The organism is Undibacterium sp. CCC3.4 (assembly GCF_034347425.1).
GTDB lineage: Bacteria > Pseudomonadota > Gammaproteobacteria > Burkholderiales > Burkholderiaceae_D > Undibacterium.
In genome coordinates this window covers 53,798-69,747 of record NZ_CP133779.1, presented here as the reverse complement: position 1 = coordinate 69,747, position 15,950 = coordinate 53,798, and the positions used below count along the sequence as shown (strand labels likewise).

The 15,950-nt window shown below is 53.8% G+C and carries 12 protein-coding genes and 2 pseudogenes; 4 read left to right on the top strand and 10 right to left on the bottom strand.

Annotation, left to right across the window (positions count from 1 at the left end; translation table 11 throughout):
* Positions 1-5: 5 nt before the first annotated feature.
* Positions 6-824: a hypothetical protein gene (locus RHM61_RS00360; protein ID WP_322249167.1), complete on the bottom strand. Its 819-nt coding sequence runs from the start codon at positions 822-824 to the stop codon at positions 6-8.
* A 216-nt stretch (positions 825-1,040) separates the two neighbouring features.
* On the opposite strand from RHM61_RS00360, the gene RHM61_RS00355 reads away from it, so the two are divergent.
* Together RHM61_RS00355 and RHM61_RS00350 are read left to right on the top strand one after the other, a co-directional pair.
* Positions 1,041-4,370 carry a winged helix-turn-helix domain-containing protein gene (locus RHM61_RS00355; RefSeq protein WP_322249166.1) on the top strand — a complete coding sequence of 1,110 codons (3,330 nt, stop codon included), beginning with the start codon at positions 1,041-1,043 and terminating at the stop codon, positions 4,368-4,370.
* A complete protein-coding gene (locus RHM61_RS00350) occupies positions 4,367-4,801 on the top strand; it encodes a hypothetical protein (protein WP_322249165.1) in 435 nt (144 codons plus the stop codon). The genes RHM61_RS00355 and RHM61_RS00350 overlap by 4 nt, the downstream gene beginning before the upstream one ends.
* 42 nt (positions 4,802-4,843) lie before the next feature.
* Here RHM61_RS00350 and RHM61_RS00345 read toward each other — a convergent pair whose 3' ends face one another.
* The 5 genes from RHM61_RS00345 to RHM61_RS00325 form a co-directional block, all read right to left on the bottom strand.
* Positions 4,844-5,521, bottom strand: coding sequence for a lytic enzyme (locus RHM61_RS00345; protein ID WP_322249164.1), 678 nt, complete (start codon positions 5,519-5,521; stop codon positions 4,844-4,846).
* Positions 5,521-6,117, bottom strand: coding sequence for a phage tail protein (locus tag RHM61_RS00340; RefSeq protein ID WP_322249163.1), 597 nt, complete (start codon positions 6,115-6,117; stop codon positions 5,521-5,523). Before RHM61_RS00340 ends, RHM61_RS00345 begins: the two co-directional genes overlap by 1 nt.
* Entirely contained in the window at positions 6,117-9,020 is a 2,904-nt protein-coding gene (locus RHM61_RS00335) for a hypothetical protein (protein ID WP_322249162.1), read from the bottom strand. Before RHM61_RS00335 ends, RHM61_RS00340 begins: the two co-directional genes overlap by 1 nt.
* Before the next feature lie 79 nt (positions 9,021-9,099).
* Positions 9,100-9,726: a hypothetical protein gene (locus RHM61_RS00330; protein ID WP_322249161.1), complete on the bottom strand. Its 627-nt coding sequence runs from the start codon at positions 9,724-9,726 to the stop codon at positions 9,100-9,102.
* Between the two features lie 75 nt (positions 9,727-9,801).
* The gene (locus tag RHM61_RS00325; RefSeq protein WP_322249160.1) at positions 9,802-10,455 is read right to left on the bottom strand and encodes a hypothetical protein; all 654 of its coding nucleotides are present in this window, start codon (positions 10,453-10,455) and stop codon (positions 9,802-9,804) included.
* 230 nt (positions 10,456-10,685) lie between these two features.
* On the opposite strand from RHM61_RS00325, the gene RHM61_RS00320 reads away from it, so the two are divergent.
* Together RHM61_RS00320 and RHM61_RS00315 are read left to right on the top strand one after the other, a co-directional pair.
* Positions 10,686-11,867 (top strand): DUF2235 domain-containing protein, encoded by a 1,182-nt coding sequence (locus tag RHM61_RS00320; RefSeq protein ID WP_322249159.1) that lies wholly within the window; start codon positions 10,686-10,688, stop codon positions 11,865-11,867.
* A gap of 155 nt (positions 11,868-12,022) precedes the next feature.
* Positions 12,023-12,319, top strand: a complete 297-nt coding sequence (locus tag RHM61_RS00315) for a hypothetical protein (protein WP_322249158.1) — start codon at positions 12,023-12,025, stop codon at positions 12,317-12,319.
* Here the strand turns inward: RHM61_RS00315 and RHM61_RS20225 are convergent.
* The 4 genes and pseudogenes from RHM61_RS20225 to RHM61_RS00300 all read right to left on the bottom strand — a co-directional run.
* Positions 12,310-12,684: pseudogene (locus RHM61_RS20225) on the bottom strand (ABC transporter permease); the annotation flags it as partial. The gene RHM61_RS00315 and the pseudogene RHM61_RS20225 sit on opposite strands and share 10 nt — an antisense overlap.
* A gap of 174 nt (positions 12,685-12,858) precedes the next feature.
* Positions 12,859-13,461, bottom strand: a pseudogene (locus RHM61_RS20220) (ABC transporter permease); the annotation flags it as partial.
* A gap of 71 nt (positions 13,462-13,532) precedes the next feature.
* Entirely contained in the window at positions 13,533-14,288 is a 756-nt protein-coding gene (locus RHM61_RS00305; RefSeq protein WP_322249156.1) for an ABC transporter ATP-binding protein, read from the bottom strand.
* On the bottom strand, positions 14,285-15,490 hold the full coding sequence (locus tag RHM61_RS00300; RefSeq protein ID WP_322249155.1) for an efflux RND transporter periplasmic adaptor subunit: 1,206 nt from the start codon (positions 15,488-15,490) through the stop codon (positions 14,285-14,287). The genes RHM61_RS00305 and RHM61_RS00300 overlap by 4 nt, the downstream gene beginning before the upstream one ends.
* Positions 15,491-15,950: the final 460 nt, after the last annotated feature.

The following is a 15,950-nucleotide window of genomic DNA, read 5'->3' as shown; positions in this document are numbered from 1 at the left end:
CATTGCTATCTGCCGGCAAAATACTGTTCTAAGGAGGCACAGACGGAACTTGCCACGGCTTCCTGCAAGTGTATCGAAAACGCCGCTTGATGGTCGCATTGTATCGACCAAGCGATGCAACCAGCTTTGGCGTCGAGCATCCGAAACGATGTTCTGATGAAATGGCCCTCGACGCGGATGCTGCCTTCCAGAAAGTGGCTGACCCCTGCTTGCAGGCCGGCGTCTGCCATGTCTCCTTCATGGATGTTGTACTGGCGGGCGAATGTGTGCGAGACGATTTTGTCGCCGAATTCGCGGAACAGTTGGTGCGACAATTCTTCGCTCAAGCCTTCGGTAAAGCAGACCCCGGCGCTGTTGTCGGAAAGGTATTTTAGGGGAAATGCCGCTAGTCGGTGGCGATGCTTGATCTCGGCGACTCTCACCGCGGAGCGTCGAATTACGGGCATGTAATGTCCTAAGGGAATGGTGATGTGCAGGTTGACGTTGTGGCCCATCGTGGCGTAAAACGCTTTGAGTTTTTCACGCAGTCGGCCGATTTGGACACGTACGATAGGATCTTCACCCGTATTGTAAGAGGCCGGATCGCGCTCAAACACTTCGATGCCTATGCTGTATTCGGTGATATCGCGGATTGCATTGGCAAGTTGCTTTTCGATTAAAAACCGCAGCAACAGGCACATCCGTCTCGATTTGACAAAGGGTGCACTGTCCAGCACTTGGGCCAAGGCGGCGCGAATTTCGAGTCCATCAATGCCGGCTGTTCCTTCGATGGCATGGTTGAGCGGGGCTTGGGGCAGGCTGGCTGCGAGCCCTGGCGTATACATCACTGATGAGTTAATGATTCTCTCCTGAGACCTTACATGGGTAAATTGCCAATCTTATTGGCGCTGAATATGTTTCTGTTTGGCAAATAATTGCTAGACGTATTTGCATGACACAAGATAAACTCTAGGCCGTCTCGCACAGATTGACCTTCCGCTTACCTTCCGGTTGATAAGTAATTGTTTATAAACAGTTTATTTTATGATCGTGAATTGACTATGCCGGTTTTGTCTGCTCTCAATAAGCGTAGTTACTTCGAGCAAGGTGCTTTTTACCTGGCGGATTGCTTGGTCAGTCCGTCAAGCAAGACGGTTTTACGCGAGGAAATCAGTCGCCAAATCGAGCCGCGTGCGATGGATGTGCTGGTGGTGTTGTGCGAGCGGGCCGCTATGGTGGTCAGTGCGGAAGAGTTATTGCAATTGTGTTGGGGCACAACTTTATTCGGTGACAATCCGGTGCACAAAGTGATCGCCCAATTGCGCCATGTCTTGGGTGATGATGCCAAGGCACCGGTTTATATAGAAACGATACGCAAACGCGGCTACCGCATCGTCGCTACGGTGCGAGCGGTCGCGGTCGGTCGGCAGGAAAATTGGGCAGGGAAATCACCGTTTCGTGGTTTGCAAGCATTCGTGGAAGAGTATGCGGAGGTTTTTTTTGGGCGTGATAATGCTATTGAGCAATTATTGCAAACAGTGAAAGCCAGTGTCAGACGCCCGCAAGCGCTTACCGTGGTGCTTGGCCCGAGCGGATCTGGTAAAACCTCGTTGATACGGGCCGGGCTGTTGCCCAAATTAATGCATGGGCAGGGGCCTCAAGCGTCGCTGCAATTGGTCTCGGTGACGATGCTTGATCTGGCTGATACCGGTGATCAGCCATTATTGACTGCTTTGGGCAGTGCCTTGATCGATTGGCAAATTGCCGGCACGGATGTGTTTGCCGGTGCCAGTAGTATTTCTCTAGGGCAGCGTTTGGCCGACGATGTCATGTCAGTTATTGCTCACTTGCAAAACACCTTGCTCACGCAAGCCCTAGCGCCGCCGTATCGACGCTTGGCATTATTTGTCGATCGTTACGAAGCGGTATTTACTTCTCCCCATGTGTCGGTGGCTGCACGCGGGGACTTCATTGCGGTGCTGGATGCTTTTGCGCGCAGCAATGCGGTGTTGTTGATTGTTGCTTGTAGGAATGATTTTTATCCGTACATCGCCGAGTGTCCGTTCTTAATGGCTGGCAAGGCACACGGCGCACATTTTGATCTGACTCCACCGACGAACGCAGATATCGCACAAATTATTCGCTTGCCGGCGCAAGCGGCCAATTTGCGTTTTGCCGTCGATGCGCACACCCAGGCTCGCCTTGATGATGTGCTGTGCGCGAGTGCGCTTGGACGGCCTGATGCACTGCCATTATTGCAATATACATTGCAAGAATTATATCGTTTACGGTCGGATCAGGACGAGCTGAGTTTTGCGGCGTTTCACCAACTCGGCGGAGTCGAAGGCGCGCTGGGCCGACGCGCCGATGAAGTGCTCAGCACGCTGAGTGAGCTGCAGCGAGGACTGTTGCCGCGGATTTTGTCCTTGCTGGTCGCCTTGAGTGAAAATGAAGAAATCGTGACGAGTGTGCGGGTGCCATGGTCTGCCTTGCATTCTGTCGCAGAACGCGAGCTCGTTACCGCCTTTGTTGAGGCCCGGCTGTTTGTCAGCGAACTGGTCGGCCAAGAGGCTGGCTTTGGTGTGGCGCATGAAGCCTTGCTGCGGCGCTGGGCACGGGTGACCGCGTGGATTGCTGAGCATCGAGAGGCGCTGCGGGTACGCAGCCGTGTCGCCTTATCGGCATCGCGATGGTTCAAAGAAAAGCACTCGCCCGATTTACTATTGCCGCACGGAAAGCAATTGCATGAGGCGCGGGCTTTGCTCAAGCTCGGCAGTTTTTCGCTCTCGCAGCTGGAGATCGGCTACATTCATGCTTCCAATGCCAAGGCCAGATGGCGCGAACGACGGCGCTTGCTGGTATTGATTGCCTTGTTGAGCTTGACGGTGTTGGCGATTGGTTTGGGACTCAGCGCCATTGCCGCGAAACAAACAGCGCAGCAGCGCCGCCATGAAGCGGAAGGATTGATGGAATTCATGCTCGGCGATTTCGCCGATAAGTTGCGCCCGCTGGGACGCTTGGATTTGCTCGACAGTATCAGTGCCAAAGCGCTCGAATATTTGTCGCTGTCTGACCAGGAAGTGTCGAATTCGATTTCACAGACCCAGCGCGCCAAGGCCTTGGAAGTGATTGCCGAAGTTAATATTGCGCGCGGCAATCCGCAGTTGGCTCTCCATGCCCTGAAAAATTCCCGAGCCATACTGCTGGCGCAGCTCGATGCTGCACACAATAATAAGACGATACTCAAACAACTCGGTGTCAATGCCTTCTGGCAGGGACAAATTTGTTTGGACCAAAGTGATTGGGTGGGTGCCGAAGGCTTTTTCAAACAATACCAAGTTTACAGCGATCGCTTGTCCAGCCTTGACCCCGGCAATGTCGCGGTGTGGATAGAGCAATCGTATGCACACAATAATCTCGGTACCTTGGCCTTGAAACGCGGCAATCCGCAGGCGGCGGCCAAAGAATTCTTGCTCTCGGTCGATTTGAAAACCCGCGCGTTGCTGCGTGAACCGGAGCAGCGCGTCGTGGCTGCCGAATTGGCTGATAGTTTATCGTGGTTGGGATCGAGCAAGGAGGCGATCGGGGAATTGAGCGAGGCGCTGCAAATGTATGAGCGCGAGTTGCACATCACTAAAAAACTTTCAGATGCCGCGCCCGGCGATGCCTTGTGGTCGAATCGGGTATCGCGAGCCTTGCAGCACCGGGCCGATTTGGCGCTGGCGCTCGGGCAGGAAAACAGTGCCTTGGCCGATTACCGTCAATCGCAGAAGATACTGACGGCGATTCTTGAGAGGGAACCGAGTAATCGGGTGTGGCAGTCGAATCGACTCTCTGCGCAATTGCGAGAGTTACAAATTCTCGGGTATCGAGGCGGCGCGTCCAAGCTCTTACCAGAGTTGGAGCACGTGACGCGAGAGCTCAGTTCTATGGCGCGTCTTGATCCCACGAAATCCTTATTATTACGCTTAGAGGCGACAGCACATAGGAATACTGCGGTGATCTTGTTAGATATTCATCATTTTGATGATGCAAAGCATCAAATTGACGTATCCTTACGTGTCCTTGAGATGCTTTATACAAAGAATCAATCCGATTTTCATGCTCGCGTGGCTTTCGTCAACGCGCTGTTGCTTGCGTCGGAAATTGCTGCTGCTGCAGGTGACACCGCTGCTGCGAGAGTGGCGTGTCAAAAGGTGGAAGCTTTGATTGGTGTGGATGCGCCCGGTAAGGCAGATTTCAGAATTCTTGATCCCTGGGTGCGAGCACAACTTTGTCTGGGGCAGAGCAAGGCCGTTCCAAATGCGATCGCTGAATTAGCCAGAATGGGCTATCACGAATTTGCATACATCCGTTCTATTTCACAACTGAAGATAAGGGAAAAACTATGAGACCAGCATTCGCCATACCCGATTTTATTAACATTCAAGTGACGGTGATACCTGTGCCTGAGGGGAAAGGAAATGCGGGTGATCATCGACAGTATCAAGTCACCTGCGTCCCTGCGTCGATTTCGGTTATTCATACCGATACGATCATCAATTATCAAATCATTCCTGAAACACCGGAAAATATTGTGTTTCATGGAATGAGCAAGAAAAAACCTTACCTTGCTCCACAATTTAGCCACCCAAGTATTTCGGTTGATCGCAAGATGATTACTTTCAGTGATAAAAATTCGGTGGTGGAACAGATACATGTGACCTTGGAATTCAAAGACAAAGATGAAGCCAGTATTCACTACGACCATCCGATGAATATCAATTTTGATCCGCAGGTCGGGAACGATCCGGATCTTCAAGGCGATAACACTACGCGTTAGTCGCACTGATCACTTGCACCTGCTGTCGTCACGACAGCAGCTTCACACGCCGAAGAGCTGCTTCATCATCCGCAGCCAAATTTTCCGCTCCGCCAGTCCGTTTTCGCCGCCATTGATGGCGCGTGTGACCTTATTGATATTGTCGTGGTCGGCATAGCCGTTGCACCCCTTGGCTTCCCATACTGCGGCGGCGACCGCCAAAGCCCAGTCTGGCTCGGTGACCGCATCGGGGTTCAGACACAGGTCGGGTGCCATCGGCTTGAGTTTTTGCAAAGCGCGTGTAGCAGCGGCGTAGTTGCTCTTGAAGGTGAGTTGTAGCAGGCCGCGACCGCGAAAGCGGTAACCGTCATCGGCTTCGGTATTGCCGTTCTTATTGCCGTAGACGTAGTCTGCCAGTGCTTGCGGCTGATGCGCGTAGTCGGCCGGGTTGAGCGGGCCGCGTGGTTGGAAACGGCTGGGCCAAACGGCGGCGAGGCGATTGGCCGAGTAGTTGAGATTTTCTTGCTCGGCTCTCAAGGCTTGAGATTCATACATGATTTGCGCGGTGAAGTGCGCCGCTCGCAGGGCATTGGCTGAGATGCCGTAGCGATCATACATTGCCTGGGCTTGGGCCAAGCTGCTGACATAGCTGGGCCTGGGCCGGTTGGCATAGCGGAGGATACGTTTGGGATCGATCACGATAGTCATGGTATGTTCTTTCATCACAAGTGCGGCGTGCATCAAGTCGGATGGTGCAAGCGGTTGGTGAAACGAATCACATAATGAACGGAAATGTTTTTAGGCCGGGTTTCGTGCGCACTGATGTGCACGCTATCGGCCGACGTGGTGCCACTGTCTACTGCTGCAGTCGGTGCAATCGGCGCGATCGCTGAGGCCAGCGGCGGGCCGGAGGTCGGCACCGGCACGCCGCCTGGCGCGGCCAGATGGACGTGGTTTTGCAATGCATCGCTTTGCAGCGAACCGACATCGCTTGGTTTCCCACTGCCCAGCGGCTGGCGATGCGCGGCATCTTGGTCGATTTTGGCGTCGGGGTCGGCACCGCGCAGGAAATAACCGCGCAAGTCGGGAATGAGAAACGCTTCGTCGCTACCACCATACTGAAAACCGAGGTAGGCGTATAACTCTTGGTACATCGAGATCGCCAGGCTGCGGCCATCGCACAGCATCCAACCGGAGGCTTCCAGATTGCTGTTGGCCGACGTGCCGAGTTGGCCGGCAAAGGCGATGATGGCACCTACCGGCAAAATGTTGCCAAATACTTGCGGCGTTGGCAGCGGGGTTGGCCAATGAGGGCGGTGGGATAATCCGCGCGGCATCATGTCCGGCTCGCCATGGGGGCCGGGCTGACGCTGAAATCGGTATCTTGAATTTGCATCGTGGTGGGAACGATAATTTCCCAGTCTGCGTGTGCCGGGTGTGTCGGCCCAGCTGCTTGCATGCGTTTCAGTTCCAACACTAGTGCGGCATTGACGCTATCCACCGGTGCCAGTTCCGCTTGGCCTTGCCAGCGCTGTCCGCTCGATAAGTAGTACAGCAGTACGGCTTCTTGTGCCGGCACGACCGGCAAGAGAATACGTGCCATATCGGCGTGTAAAAATTCGGCCCAGGCGCTGTCGTCGCAGCTGCTTAATTCTTGTAGGGTAACGGTATCGGAGACGGCATAAAAATGTGCACTCATTTGATGCCATTCGAACAGTTCAGCGATGAATTGTATTTCCCATGGATCGATCAGATTGGCGCTGGCGGGCGCGTCATTGGCGCCAGCGGCAGGTACGCAGAGCGCGGCAGCGCGTTGTGACAGCAAGCGTGTGCAAGCTTGACGCAACTGCTGGCGAATTTGTTTGCGCGTGTTGGGCGGTGCCACTTTGGGCGCGCGGCGCACTTGTTCGAGTTGCTGTTGATACCCGCGCAACAAGGTTTCATAGGTTTGAATGCGCCATGCATCGAACAGCGCCGGGCTGGGTTCGCATGCGATGATAACATTGGCCAGCACTTCGATTGGTGCACCCGGCATCTGCTCCGGCACTGCAACGGGCGCGAGCGCCGGATCATCGGCGCTCGGTGCCGGCACGGATGATGGCGCGACTGCCGGAGCGGCTGCTGGCGCTGGTGCCGGAACTGCTGGCGTGGCAGCATGAGCCAGCACGCATAAGGCGATCGTATCGTCTTCACCGAAGGTGCGGGTTTTGGTCGGGTCGTCACTCGCTTGGAATTTCTCACGACCTATCAAGATGGTCGGGCTGTTCGCGTCGGCCGCTTCGCTCACATAGGTCAAAAATACTTGATTGACACAATACCCGGCTGGCACGCGTAAAGATTTCCGTTCGCCATTACACAGGGTGGCAGACAGGTACTTTTGCGCCGCCGGCGGCGGCATAACATCCGTTGCGCCATATGCTGCGGCCAAGCGCGCATAGTTGTCCGGGCTTATTTGAGCAAAACTGTTGATGCCATTTCCGGCCAGAGAAACCGGCATGTCAAAGTTGTCGGTTTGATCGCGCAGCTGTCGTTGTCGTAAGCTTGCGGCCGGTTGTGTGAGCATGATTTCTATCATCAAACGATGGCCATGGCCGACCACGCTGGCACGGAATATTTTGTTCAGCCAGCGAAAGGCACAGAGTAATTTGTTGGTGCTCGTGCTGTTGTCTACCGTACTTGTCACGCTGTCTTCGGTGCGCACATAGCTGCCGCTGGCACGGACTTGGCGCACATTGCGAGTGACCCGTGAAACGCTTTTTTCCAGGATATTTCGGGCAAATTCGGTTTCTTCGTCGCTGCCGGGGTTTTTTCCTTGCTTACTCCATTCGGTCCAGGAGCCATTGAGTTTAACTTGCGTCGGTGGCCCGTAGCTGGTATCAAAATCGGTATATTTGTTGACCGAAATTTGCTCGGCGATGGCTTGCTGTGCTTGTTTGCTCAAACTGTTTCTAGCCTCTTCGGCCTGCTCATCATTGAGCTCGGTAGTGTGCTGTTGGCTCGTGTCGGAATGCTGCTGGCCGCTGGCGGAACTGCGTCGTGTTTCGCGCCGTTCGCCGGGCATGATGTTTTCCAGTTGTGCCAGTTCGCCGGCTTCGTAACGCAGCAATACCTGGCGCACCATTTTCAATTCGCCGATCGCACACACACGCATGGCGGCTTTGTCAGTGGGGCTGATCGGCGTGGCTGGCGGTAAGGGAAACAGTGCGCTGGGCAGTAAGATGGCAGCCTTGCGCAGGCTGAAAAAATCGGCTGTGCAGAGGGCCGCCGCCGGTGCAAACAAGGCGCGCAAGAGGTGATCGGTCAACAGTAACTGGGTATAGTTGAACAGCAGTTCGGTCTCGTCGCTATCGAGTATCAGTTGGGCGAAATAGCTTTGCCAAACTCTTTCGATATTGCTTAAGTAATCTGTGGCATTGAGTGCGCCGTTCATTTCGGATGCTTGCAGATAGAGCAGCGCGGGAATGCTGCCCATTAATTCCGTCGGCGTCGCATGAGCTGCGGCAATCGCCCGGGCCACGCTTGGCAGCCGTAAGATCATGCCGTGCAATTGGCTGCAATCGGCTACATAGAGTTCGCTGTATTGATCGCTGCCAGCACAAAATAATAAGGCTTCGCTGTGCATTTGTTCGCGCGTTAGCCCCGGCTGCGCGCTCAAGGCGGCGAAAAACACGGCTTTACTGCTGGCTGCGGGAAATTGTACAAAGGCCAGTGCCAATGCCGCCGCAGTCGGCTGCGACCATTTGCGTAAAAAAATATATGGGAATAAATCTTCGGTACGGCCTGTTGGTGTCGGTATGGTGGAATCCGAATTGGTCGGCGCGAGACTGGGTTCGTCGGACCATGGCGTGTCATCCTGCGGGACGGTGGTACCGGCTTCCTTATCTGGATCTAATACGGGTTCCGTGCTGGAAGGGGGGAACTGGTGTATGACTTTGCCATTGAGGTGCTGGATTTCATTGCTGTGGCCGTAGCGCAGCGTGGCGCGAATTTGCATGCCACCAAGCACTTCTTCGGAGGCTTCCAAGCTCAAACTGCCGTCTATATGATAACCGCGTTGGGAGACATACTGAATGCGCGTACTATCGAGACGCTCGCTGTCGTTCTGCAAGTGGAATTTGCAACTTAAATCTTTTTTGCTGGAAATGTGGATCCGGCGAATCGCGCTGCGTTCCTGATTGAGAGTGACGGCAATGCGTAAGCCATTGGCTGGAGCGTGAAATTCCTGCGTAAGTAAATCCATACTATACCGTCCCATCTTGAGCAACACTGATTTCTATGTAAACGGCGCAGCAAATCCGCTGCGCCGGATAGTCCGTCTATCAGTTGAATTTCTGTTTATCCAACGCAAACACGAAAGCGGTTGCGGTAGTCCCTGTGCCGCCGCCGGTCATTTTAATATCGGCAGTTTTGAGGCCCAAGAGATCAAGCTGAGTCAGGCAGCTTTGTACCGTATCCGAATCCATGACATCGCTTTCTTCGATATCGCTGCAAGTACCGATGAACAGTTTTGGCAAGAGTTCGAAGACCGATTCGTCACCAGGAGAAACGCCGGTTTTTTGCGCGATCTGACGGTCATCCTTGTAGACGACGATGTCGATGGAACCGGTGGTGAGGTCGTTGCGCACCGTGATCATGTTCAAGTCACCGGTTTCGCGGGTTTTACTCAGGATCGTGCCGGTTTTACCGTTGGCATTGGTGACGCTGAAGACATCGCCATTGTTGGCATCTTGCAGTGGCGAATAGTTGCCCCATGCATCGACGACGCTGACTTGCTGCGTCATTGGGTAATCGAAAGGATTGAAATCGCCTACGCCACAGTTTTTGATGACTTTCCAAGCGATCACATCGTCATTGACGGAGGCACCGGTATTTTTTTGGAACATGACGACATCGGTATTTTTAACGTCTTGCGAATTATTACGAAAGGTCAGTTTAATAGCACTCATGAAAGTTCCTTTTAGGGGTGGGGGAACAACGCAAAACGCGTTGGGTTTGCTGCGACTACAATGAAACGACAAGCTTTACACCAAAACAATATTTTCCAATTTGAGTGTCAGATTCGCCGGGCTGCCATACAAAATAAGATTGGCACTGGCAACGCCGGCCAAGGGAATCGGGATGGCGCTGTCGAGTAGGGCAATGGATACCGGATCGCCGGGCCGTATCGGACGTTTTTTCCCGGGCCAACGCGGGCCAACGGCTTCGCTGCTGGGGTCGCGATGGTCGATCACGGCCCAGAGGGTATTTTCGAGTAGAAATTCATCTTCTGCGCCGGGCGTGACCGCTGGTCGCATGGCTAATAATTGGCCTTGCACGAACAGGCAAGCCTTGAAACTGTTGGCGCTCATGTGGTTGAGCATGCTCACGCCGGCCGGGGTGTCGCTACTGCTCACGGCGTGCAACTGTGGTTTGCTGCCGCTGAGTGCGACTTTAAATTCTTTGCCATTGGCTACCGGAATGAGCGCTGAATAGTTACCGAAATCATCGCCGAGGCTGAGCTGGCGGTCGGTAGAAAATACCATGGGGTGAAAATGCGTATGCCGACAATGACGAATGACTTTCCATACCAAGGCGCTGTCTTGGTCGCCGGCGTTTTGCTTTTGGAAGATCAACAAGGTCGGCACATCTTGGCTCGCCATGTCTGCGCGATTGACGTAAGTGAGTTTGATGTTCATTCGGTTTCTCTCTGCGTTGGTATTTCCAGACACTCACTGTAATTGTTCGAGCTAAGGAGGTGAAGTATCGTTACCGTAACAAGAGGTTACATCCTGGCTATGTGTTGCGTGGAGTATGAATTTTTGTCTTGTTCAGACCGTCTGCCTTGCTCAAAAAAAAATCTGTGTGTACTGTTCGTGAAGGTTCGCCAGTCGAACGATGTCAACAAATAAAACATGGAGCGTAGCGCATGCTGAAAACAATCGTATTTTGTGCCGATGGCACCTGGAATGGCCCGGGCAAGGATATCGATGATGCGTCGGTCAAGTCGGCGCCGAGTAATGTACTCAAGTTGTACTGTTGGCTAGATGGAGTCGATAGCGCTGATACTCAGCCGTTTTCTTACGCGGGTGAAGCGGAGCGCGTGCTGCTCGATGTCGCGGGTCATCCACTGCAGCTTGCCAAATATCTCGATGGTGTCGGTTACGATGATAATTGGCTGGTCAAGTTTCTCGGTGGGACTTTCGGTGCCGGCTTGGTTACGCGGATTATCCGTGGCTATACGTTTATTTCGCGTCATTACCAGCCGGGAGACCGTATCGTCATCAATGGTTTCAGCCGCGGTGCTTACACTGCGCGCGCGCTGGCAGCCATGATTCTCGACCAAGGCTTGCTTGACGCTGGCAAGATCGATCTCAATGATAAGGAACATGCTTATCGCCTCGGCTGCGCGGTCTGGCATGCACACCGGAAAAAAGCAGCGCAAGGCAAACTCGGTTTGCTCACAAGATTAGAAGAATGCATGTATGACATGCCCGATTTCTTTACCCAAACACCGTCGCCACAGCAGTTGATCGGCGCGGTGCCGATTCAGTGTGTCGCTGTGTGGGATACGGTCGGCGCGATGGGGGTGCCACTCTACGATGGAGAAGATCGGCGGATCGATGCGTTTCGTTTTACTGATTGCGATTTTTCTGCGCGCGTCGCGCACGGTTTTCATGCCATTGCAGTCGATGAGCAACGCACCGACTTCACGCCAACCTTGTGGAACCCACGTCAAGGTATCAGCCAAGTGCTGTTTCCCGGCTCGCATTCCGACGTCGGCGGCGGGTATCCGCCCGGTTCTGAGAGTGGCTTGTCGGATGGTGCATTGCTATGGATGAAGCAACAGCTTGAGGCAGTGGTCGGCCTGCGCTTTGGCGCGCCACCTCAGCACATCAAGGCCGATGTCGCTGGTAGCGCGCATCAACCATGGCGCTTGCCACCCTATACCTTGATGCCGGCATCGCATGTCGAAGCACGACAATTTCCCAACAGCATAGGCTTGCAAGCGCATGCTTCGCTGAGCGCGCGCCGGAATTTGCCATCGGTACAACCGGACCCTTTATTACCAGCGGTGGCGTACGCACCCTTGAATATCCCGGCGGTTTGAGTGCTGATCGAGCGCTGACATCTTGCTTCAGGAGTAAGATTTCAGTGCTGTAGCGGCCGGTATTTTTTGTGTAGGTCGATGTATTGTGTGCAGCAGCCGTTTAACAACTAATAAACCCCAATGACGCTGGCGCGAGTCGGCACAGGAGAATGCGAATGAGCGCAGGTCAACCAACACCATTGTTCAACTGGCTGGTGCGGCATTACGTCGCCACCTATTTTCTGATGGTCTTGCTGTTTTTAGTGTTTGGCTTGCTCTCGCTCGATCTGGTTAAGTATGTCTCGTCCAATACCAGCTATTTGCTCAATTATGGTGTGGAAGCCTTGTTGGATGGTGGCTTGAGGCAATTTATTGAGCTGTGTCTGACTTCATTGCTGGCGGTGCTGGCCTACCTCGGTTTCAAACTTTGCGAGCACGCCCTGGTTGCGCGTGCCGCGCATACTCATTCATAGCGCAGGCAAGCGACCGGCAATAAGCGCGATGCGCGTCGCGCCGGGTAAAACCCGAAAAATATTCCGACCAAGCTGGCAAAGCTACAGGCCACCATGACGGCTTGCAAGCTGATGCGGATCTCGAATTGACTGTTCGCGGTAATGACGAGTGCAGCCGCGCCGGCCAGCAGAATGCCGAGCACACCGCCAACTAAGCAGATCACCACCGCTTCGGTCAAAAATTGCAGCAAGATATCGCGTGGTTTGGCACCAATGGCCATACGGATGCCGATTTCACGGGTTCGTTCAGTCACCGACACCAGCATGATATTCATGATGCCTATGCCACCGACGAGCAGAGAAATTGCCCCGATAAGGGCCAGTAGCGAGGCGATGCCGGCGCTGATCTTCCGGGCCGTTTGTGCGAACGACGCCAGATTGTCGATACGAAAATCATCGGGCTGCTCGAATTTGATGTGGTGCCGGTCGCGCAGCAATTCGCTGATATCGTCTATGCCATCGGCCAGATTGCTGCCGGATTTTCCCTGCGCAATAATGTAATGAACATTATTGGGGAAGGGCGTGCGCACTAAATTGGCGGCCACGGCGGTAATCGGGGCGATCACATACTGGCTGAGATCGCCGCCGTCAACCTGCTTACCTTCGCCAGCCAAAACGCCGACGATTTGGAAGGCGACATTGTCGATGCGTATCCACTTTCCCAAGGGATCGAGTTTATAAAAAAATTGGTCGGCGATCTTATGGCCGATCACCACGGTGCGGGCCGAAGCGCGCACTTCTGCCGGACTGAAACTGCTGCCCTTGTCGATTTTCCAGCCGCGCAGGGCGAACATCTCGGCGCTGACGCCATGCACGGTTTGGGTAGCGGTTTCGTTGCCAACGGTAAGGTGAAAACTGCCCTGTAGCACAGCTGCGGCACCGGCCAGTGAAGGCAATTGCGTGAGGGCATCGGCATCCTGACGCGTCAAGGCCGCCGTTTTTCCACTTTGCATGCGCTGTAGTTGCGCCCGATCTCCACCGGGTGAAATGAACAACATATTGGTACCGAGCTGTGCCAATTCTTTGGCAATGAAGCGTTTCATGCTATCGCCGACGGCCAACAGTAATACCACCGAGATGATGCCGATGACGATGCCCAACATCGTGAGCAAACTACGCAGGCGGTTGCCATTCATGGAACGGAAGGCCTCGGCGAGGATTTGTAAATAGTTCATTATGCGCCACCTTGTCCTTCGGCAAATATCTGGCCTTGCGCCATTTGCTGCAAACCCTCCGCACTGCCACCATCATAAATAATGCGGCCATCTTTGAGTCGTATCAAGCGCTGACTATAAGCAGCCACATCGGCTTCGTGCGTGACCAAGACCATGGTGATGCCACGTTCAACGTTGAGCTTTTGAAACGAGCGCATGATATCGATGCTGGTTTGCGTGTCGAGGTTACCGGTCGGTTCATCGGCTAAAATCAGCGGGGGATCACCGACCAGTGCGCGCGCGATCGCCACTCTTTGCTGCTGCCCGCCGGATAATTGATTGGGCGTGCGCGCTGCGAATTCTTTCAGTCCCACTCGTTCGAGTTCCTGTCGCGCCTTGCTGTGGGCGGCTTGGCGCGATACGCCGGCATAGATCAGCGGCAGAGCGACATTGTCGATCACACTCATACGCTTGATCAGGTTGAAACTTTGAAATACAAAGCCCAGTGTACGGTTGCGTACCGCAGCCAGTTGCGTACGCGACAGCGTCAGGGTATCGACACCATCAAGAAAATAATGGCCGGTATCGGCTTGATCGAGGCAGCCGAGTATATTCATCAAGGTCGATTTGCCGGACCCCGATTGTCCCATCACGGCGAGAAATTCACCGCGCTTGACGGCCAAGTCCAGCTCGAACAGCACTTGGGTGACGAGGTCGGCCGATTGATAGCTTTTCGAAATATGACGAATATCAATCAACCATGGCGCTGTAGTCACAGATCACCCGCGGCTTGGTCCTTGAGTGCGCGGACGATGACTTGATCGCCTACCTTCAGATTCTTGCTCAGCACTTCGGTATAGCGAAAATTCGACAAACCGATTGCAATGTCGATTGGCAGCGGCTGCTTGTCGGCGTCGAGAGTGTAAATTTTAAATACCCGCGTCAACTTGTTTTTCTTCGGCATGCTGGCGTCATCGTCGGGTGCCGTGTCGGTGGTTTTGCCAGCGTTGGCCTTGCCTGAGCGCATGGAGCGTTTTTGTTCTTCCTCGTCGCTTAAGTGAAAACGTAAAGCGGCCGTCGGTATGCGCAAGACATTCCGGTGCTGACCGACGATCAAACTCACCTGTGCCGTCATGCCGGGTTTGAGCAATTCATCGTGATTGTCGACATCCAGCACCACATTGTAGGTGACGACATTATCGAGGACATTCGCGGCCAAACGGAACTGATGCATGCGTGCATCGAATTCCTTATCCGGATAGGCATCGACCACAAAGCGTGCGGCTTGCCCGGTTTGGAGTGCGCCGACATCGGCTTCGGAAACATTGGTGTGGATTTGCATCTTGGTCAAATCTTGGGCGATCTGGAACAGGGTCGGGGTAGTAAATGAGGCGGCCACGGTTTGCCCCAGATCGACCGAGCGTTTGATGATGACGCCATCAATCGGCGAGCGAATTACGCTGTTATCGAGGTCGGCTTGGGCACGCGCAAATTGCGCCAAGGCAAGTTGCACATTGGCTTCGGCGACATCGACTTCGCGTTTTGATTGGTCTAAGGCCAGCGTGGAAATAAAGCTTTGCGCTACTAAGCTTTGATTACGCGCATGGCTCGCTTGTGCCAATTGTAGCGAGGCGCGCGCCGAAGCCAACTGTGCTTGGGCTTGATGCACTTGTGCATTAAAAATAGTTGGATCAAGCTTGAGCAAGACCGCGCCTTTTTTCACCTGATCGTTAAAATCTGCGCGTAGTTCAGTGACGGTTCCCGAAACTTGTGAACCGATATTGATCAAGGCCAGCGGATTGATGGTGCCGCTGGCCGTGACCATTTGCGTGATGTCACCGCGCTCGACTGGGGCAAGACGAAAGCGCAAGGGTTCCGGTGCCGCCGGTTTTGTTTGCAAATAATAGCCGGTGCCGGCAGCAGCGAGGAGAAACACGCCGAGTGCGATTGCGGTGGATTTTTTTTTGAACAATGTCATGGTCTAGCTGATGCCAGTCGAGAGTTGAGTAGACCGGTAGCGCGTGAAAACGTTCCTTCCATGGTGGGAAGTGCTTATTTATAAAATCAAATTGATGCGGCGCATGAGCGTGGTGTGGGCACGCGCCAGACGCAGGCTCAAGACCAGCGCGGTGAGTGCTCAAGTCTGTGTGCATTTTCATTGTTCAGCAACTGGCAATTCAAAATCAGGATGTGAGCGGTTCGGCAGTTTTGTTGCCCCATCGTCACAGACAAACCGGTATAGTTGATTTTTTCTGATCGCATCATGCTGCGTGATTCTGTGCAGAAAGTGTAAAGAAATATCAAATCCCTGCTGAAAGCTGAAACAAAACGGCATTGCTGTAATGCAAGAAGTACACTGGAGTTGCCGCACCTCATGTCGCCTGCGCCACGCTCACACCTAATCAGAAAGAACTGCCAGTTCAATCTGCTGCGCGCCA

What these genes read in the sequence shown, in the direction of transcription:
- RHM61_RS00350 (WP_322249165.1), top strand. Translation starts at nt 4,367, where the DNA reads ATGAGACCAGCATTCGCCATACCCGATTTTATTAACATTCAAGTGACG.
- RHM61_RS00345 (WP_322249164.1), bottom strand. Translation starts at nt 5,521, where the DNA reads ATGCACGCCGCACTTGTGATGAAAGAACATACCATGACTATCGTGATC.
- RHM61_RS00300 (WP_322249155.1), bottom strand. Translation starts at nt 15,490, where the DNA reads ATGACATTGTTCAAAAAAAAATCCACCGCAATCGCACTCGGCGTGTTT.
- RHM61_RS00360 (WP_322249167.1), bottom strand. Translation starts at nt 824, where the DNA reads ATGTATACGCCAGGGCTCGCAGCCAGCCTGCCCCAAGCCCCGCTCAAC.
- RHM61_RS00355 (WP_322249166.1), top strand. Translation starts at nt 1,041, where the DNA reads ATGCCGGTTTTGTCTGCTCTCAATAAGCGTAGTTACTTCGAGCAAGGT.
- RHM61_RS00330 (WP_322249161.1), bottom strand. Translation starts at nt 9,726, where the DNA reads ATGAGTGCTATTAAACTGACCTTTCGTAATAATTCGCAAGACGTTAAA.
- RHM61_RS00320 (WP_322249159.1), top strand. Translation starts at nt 10,686, where the DNA reads ATGCTGAAAACAATCGTATTTTGTGCCGATGGCACCTGGAATGGCCCG.
- RHM61_RS00315 (WP_322249158.1), top strand. Translation starts at nt 12,023, where the DNA reads ATGAGCGCAGGTCAACCAACACCATTGTTCAACTGGCTGGTGCGGCAT.
- RHM61_RS00325 (WP_322249160.1), bottom strand. Translation starts at nt 10,455, where the DNA reads ATGAACATCAAACTCACTTACGTCAATCGCGCAGACATGGCGAGCCAA.
- RHM61_RS00335 (WP_322249162.1), bottom strand. Translation starts at nt 9,020, where the DNA reads ATGGATTTACTTACGCAGGAATTTCACGCTCCAGCCAATGGCTTACGC.
- RHM61_RS00340 (WP_322249163.1), bottom strand. Translation starts at nt 6,117, where the DNA reads ATGCCGCGCGGATTATCCCACCGCCCTCATTGGCCAACCCCGCTGCCA.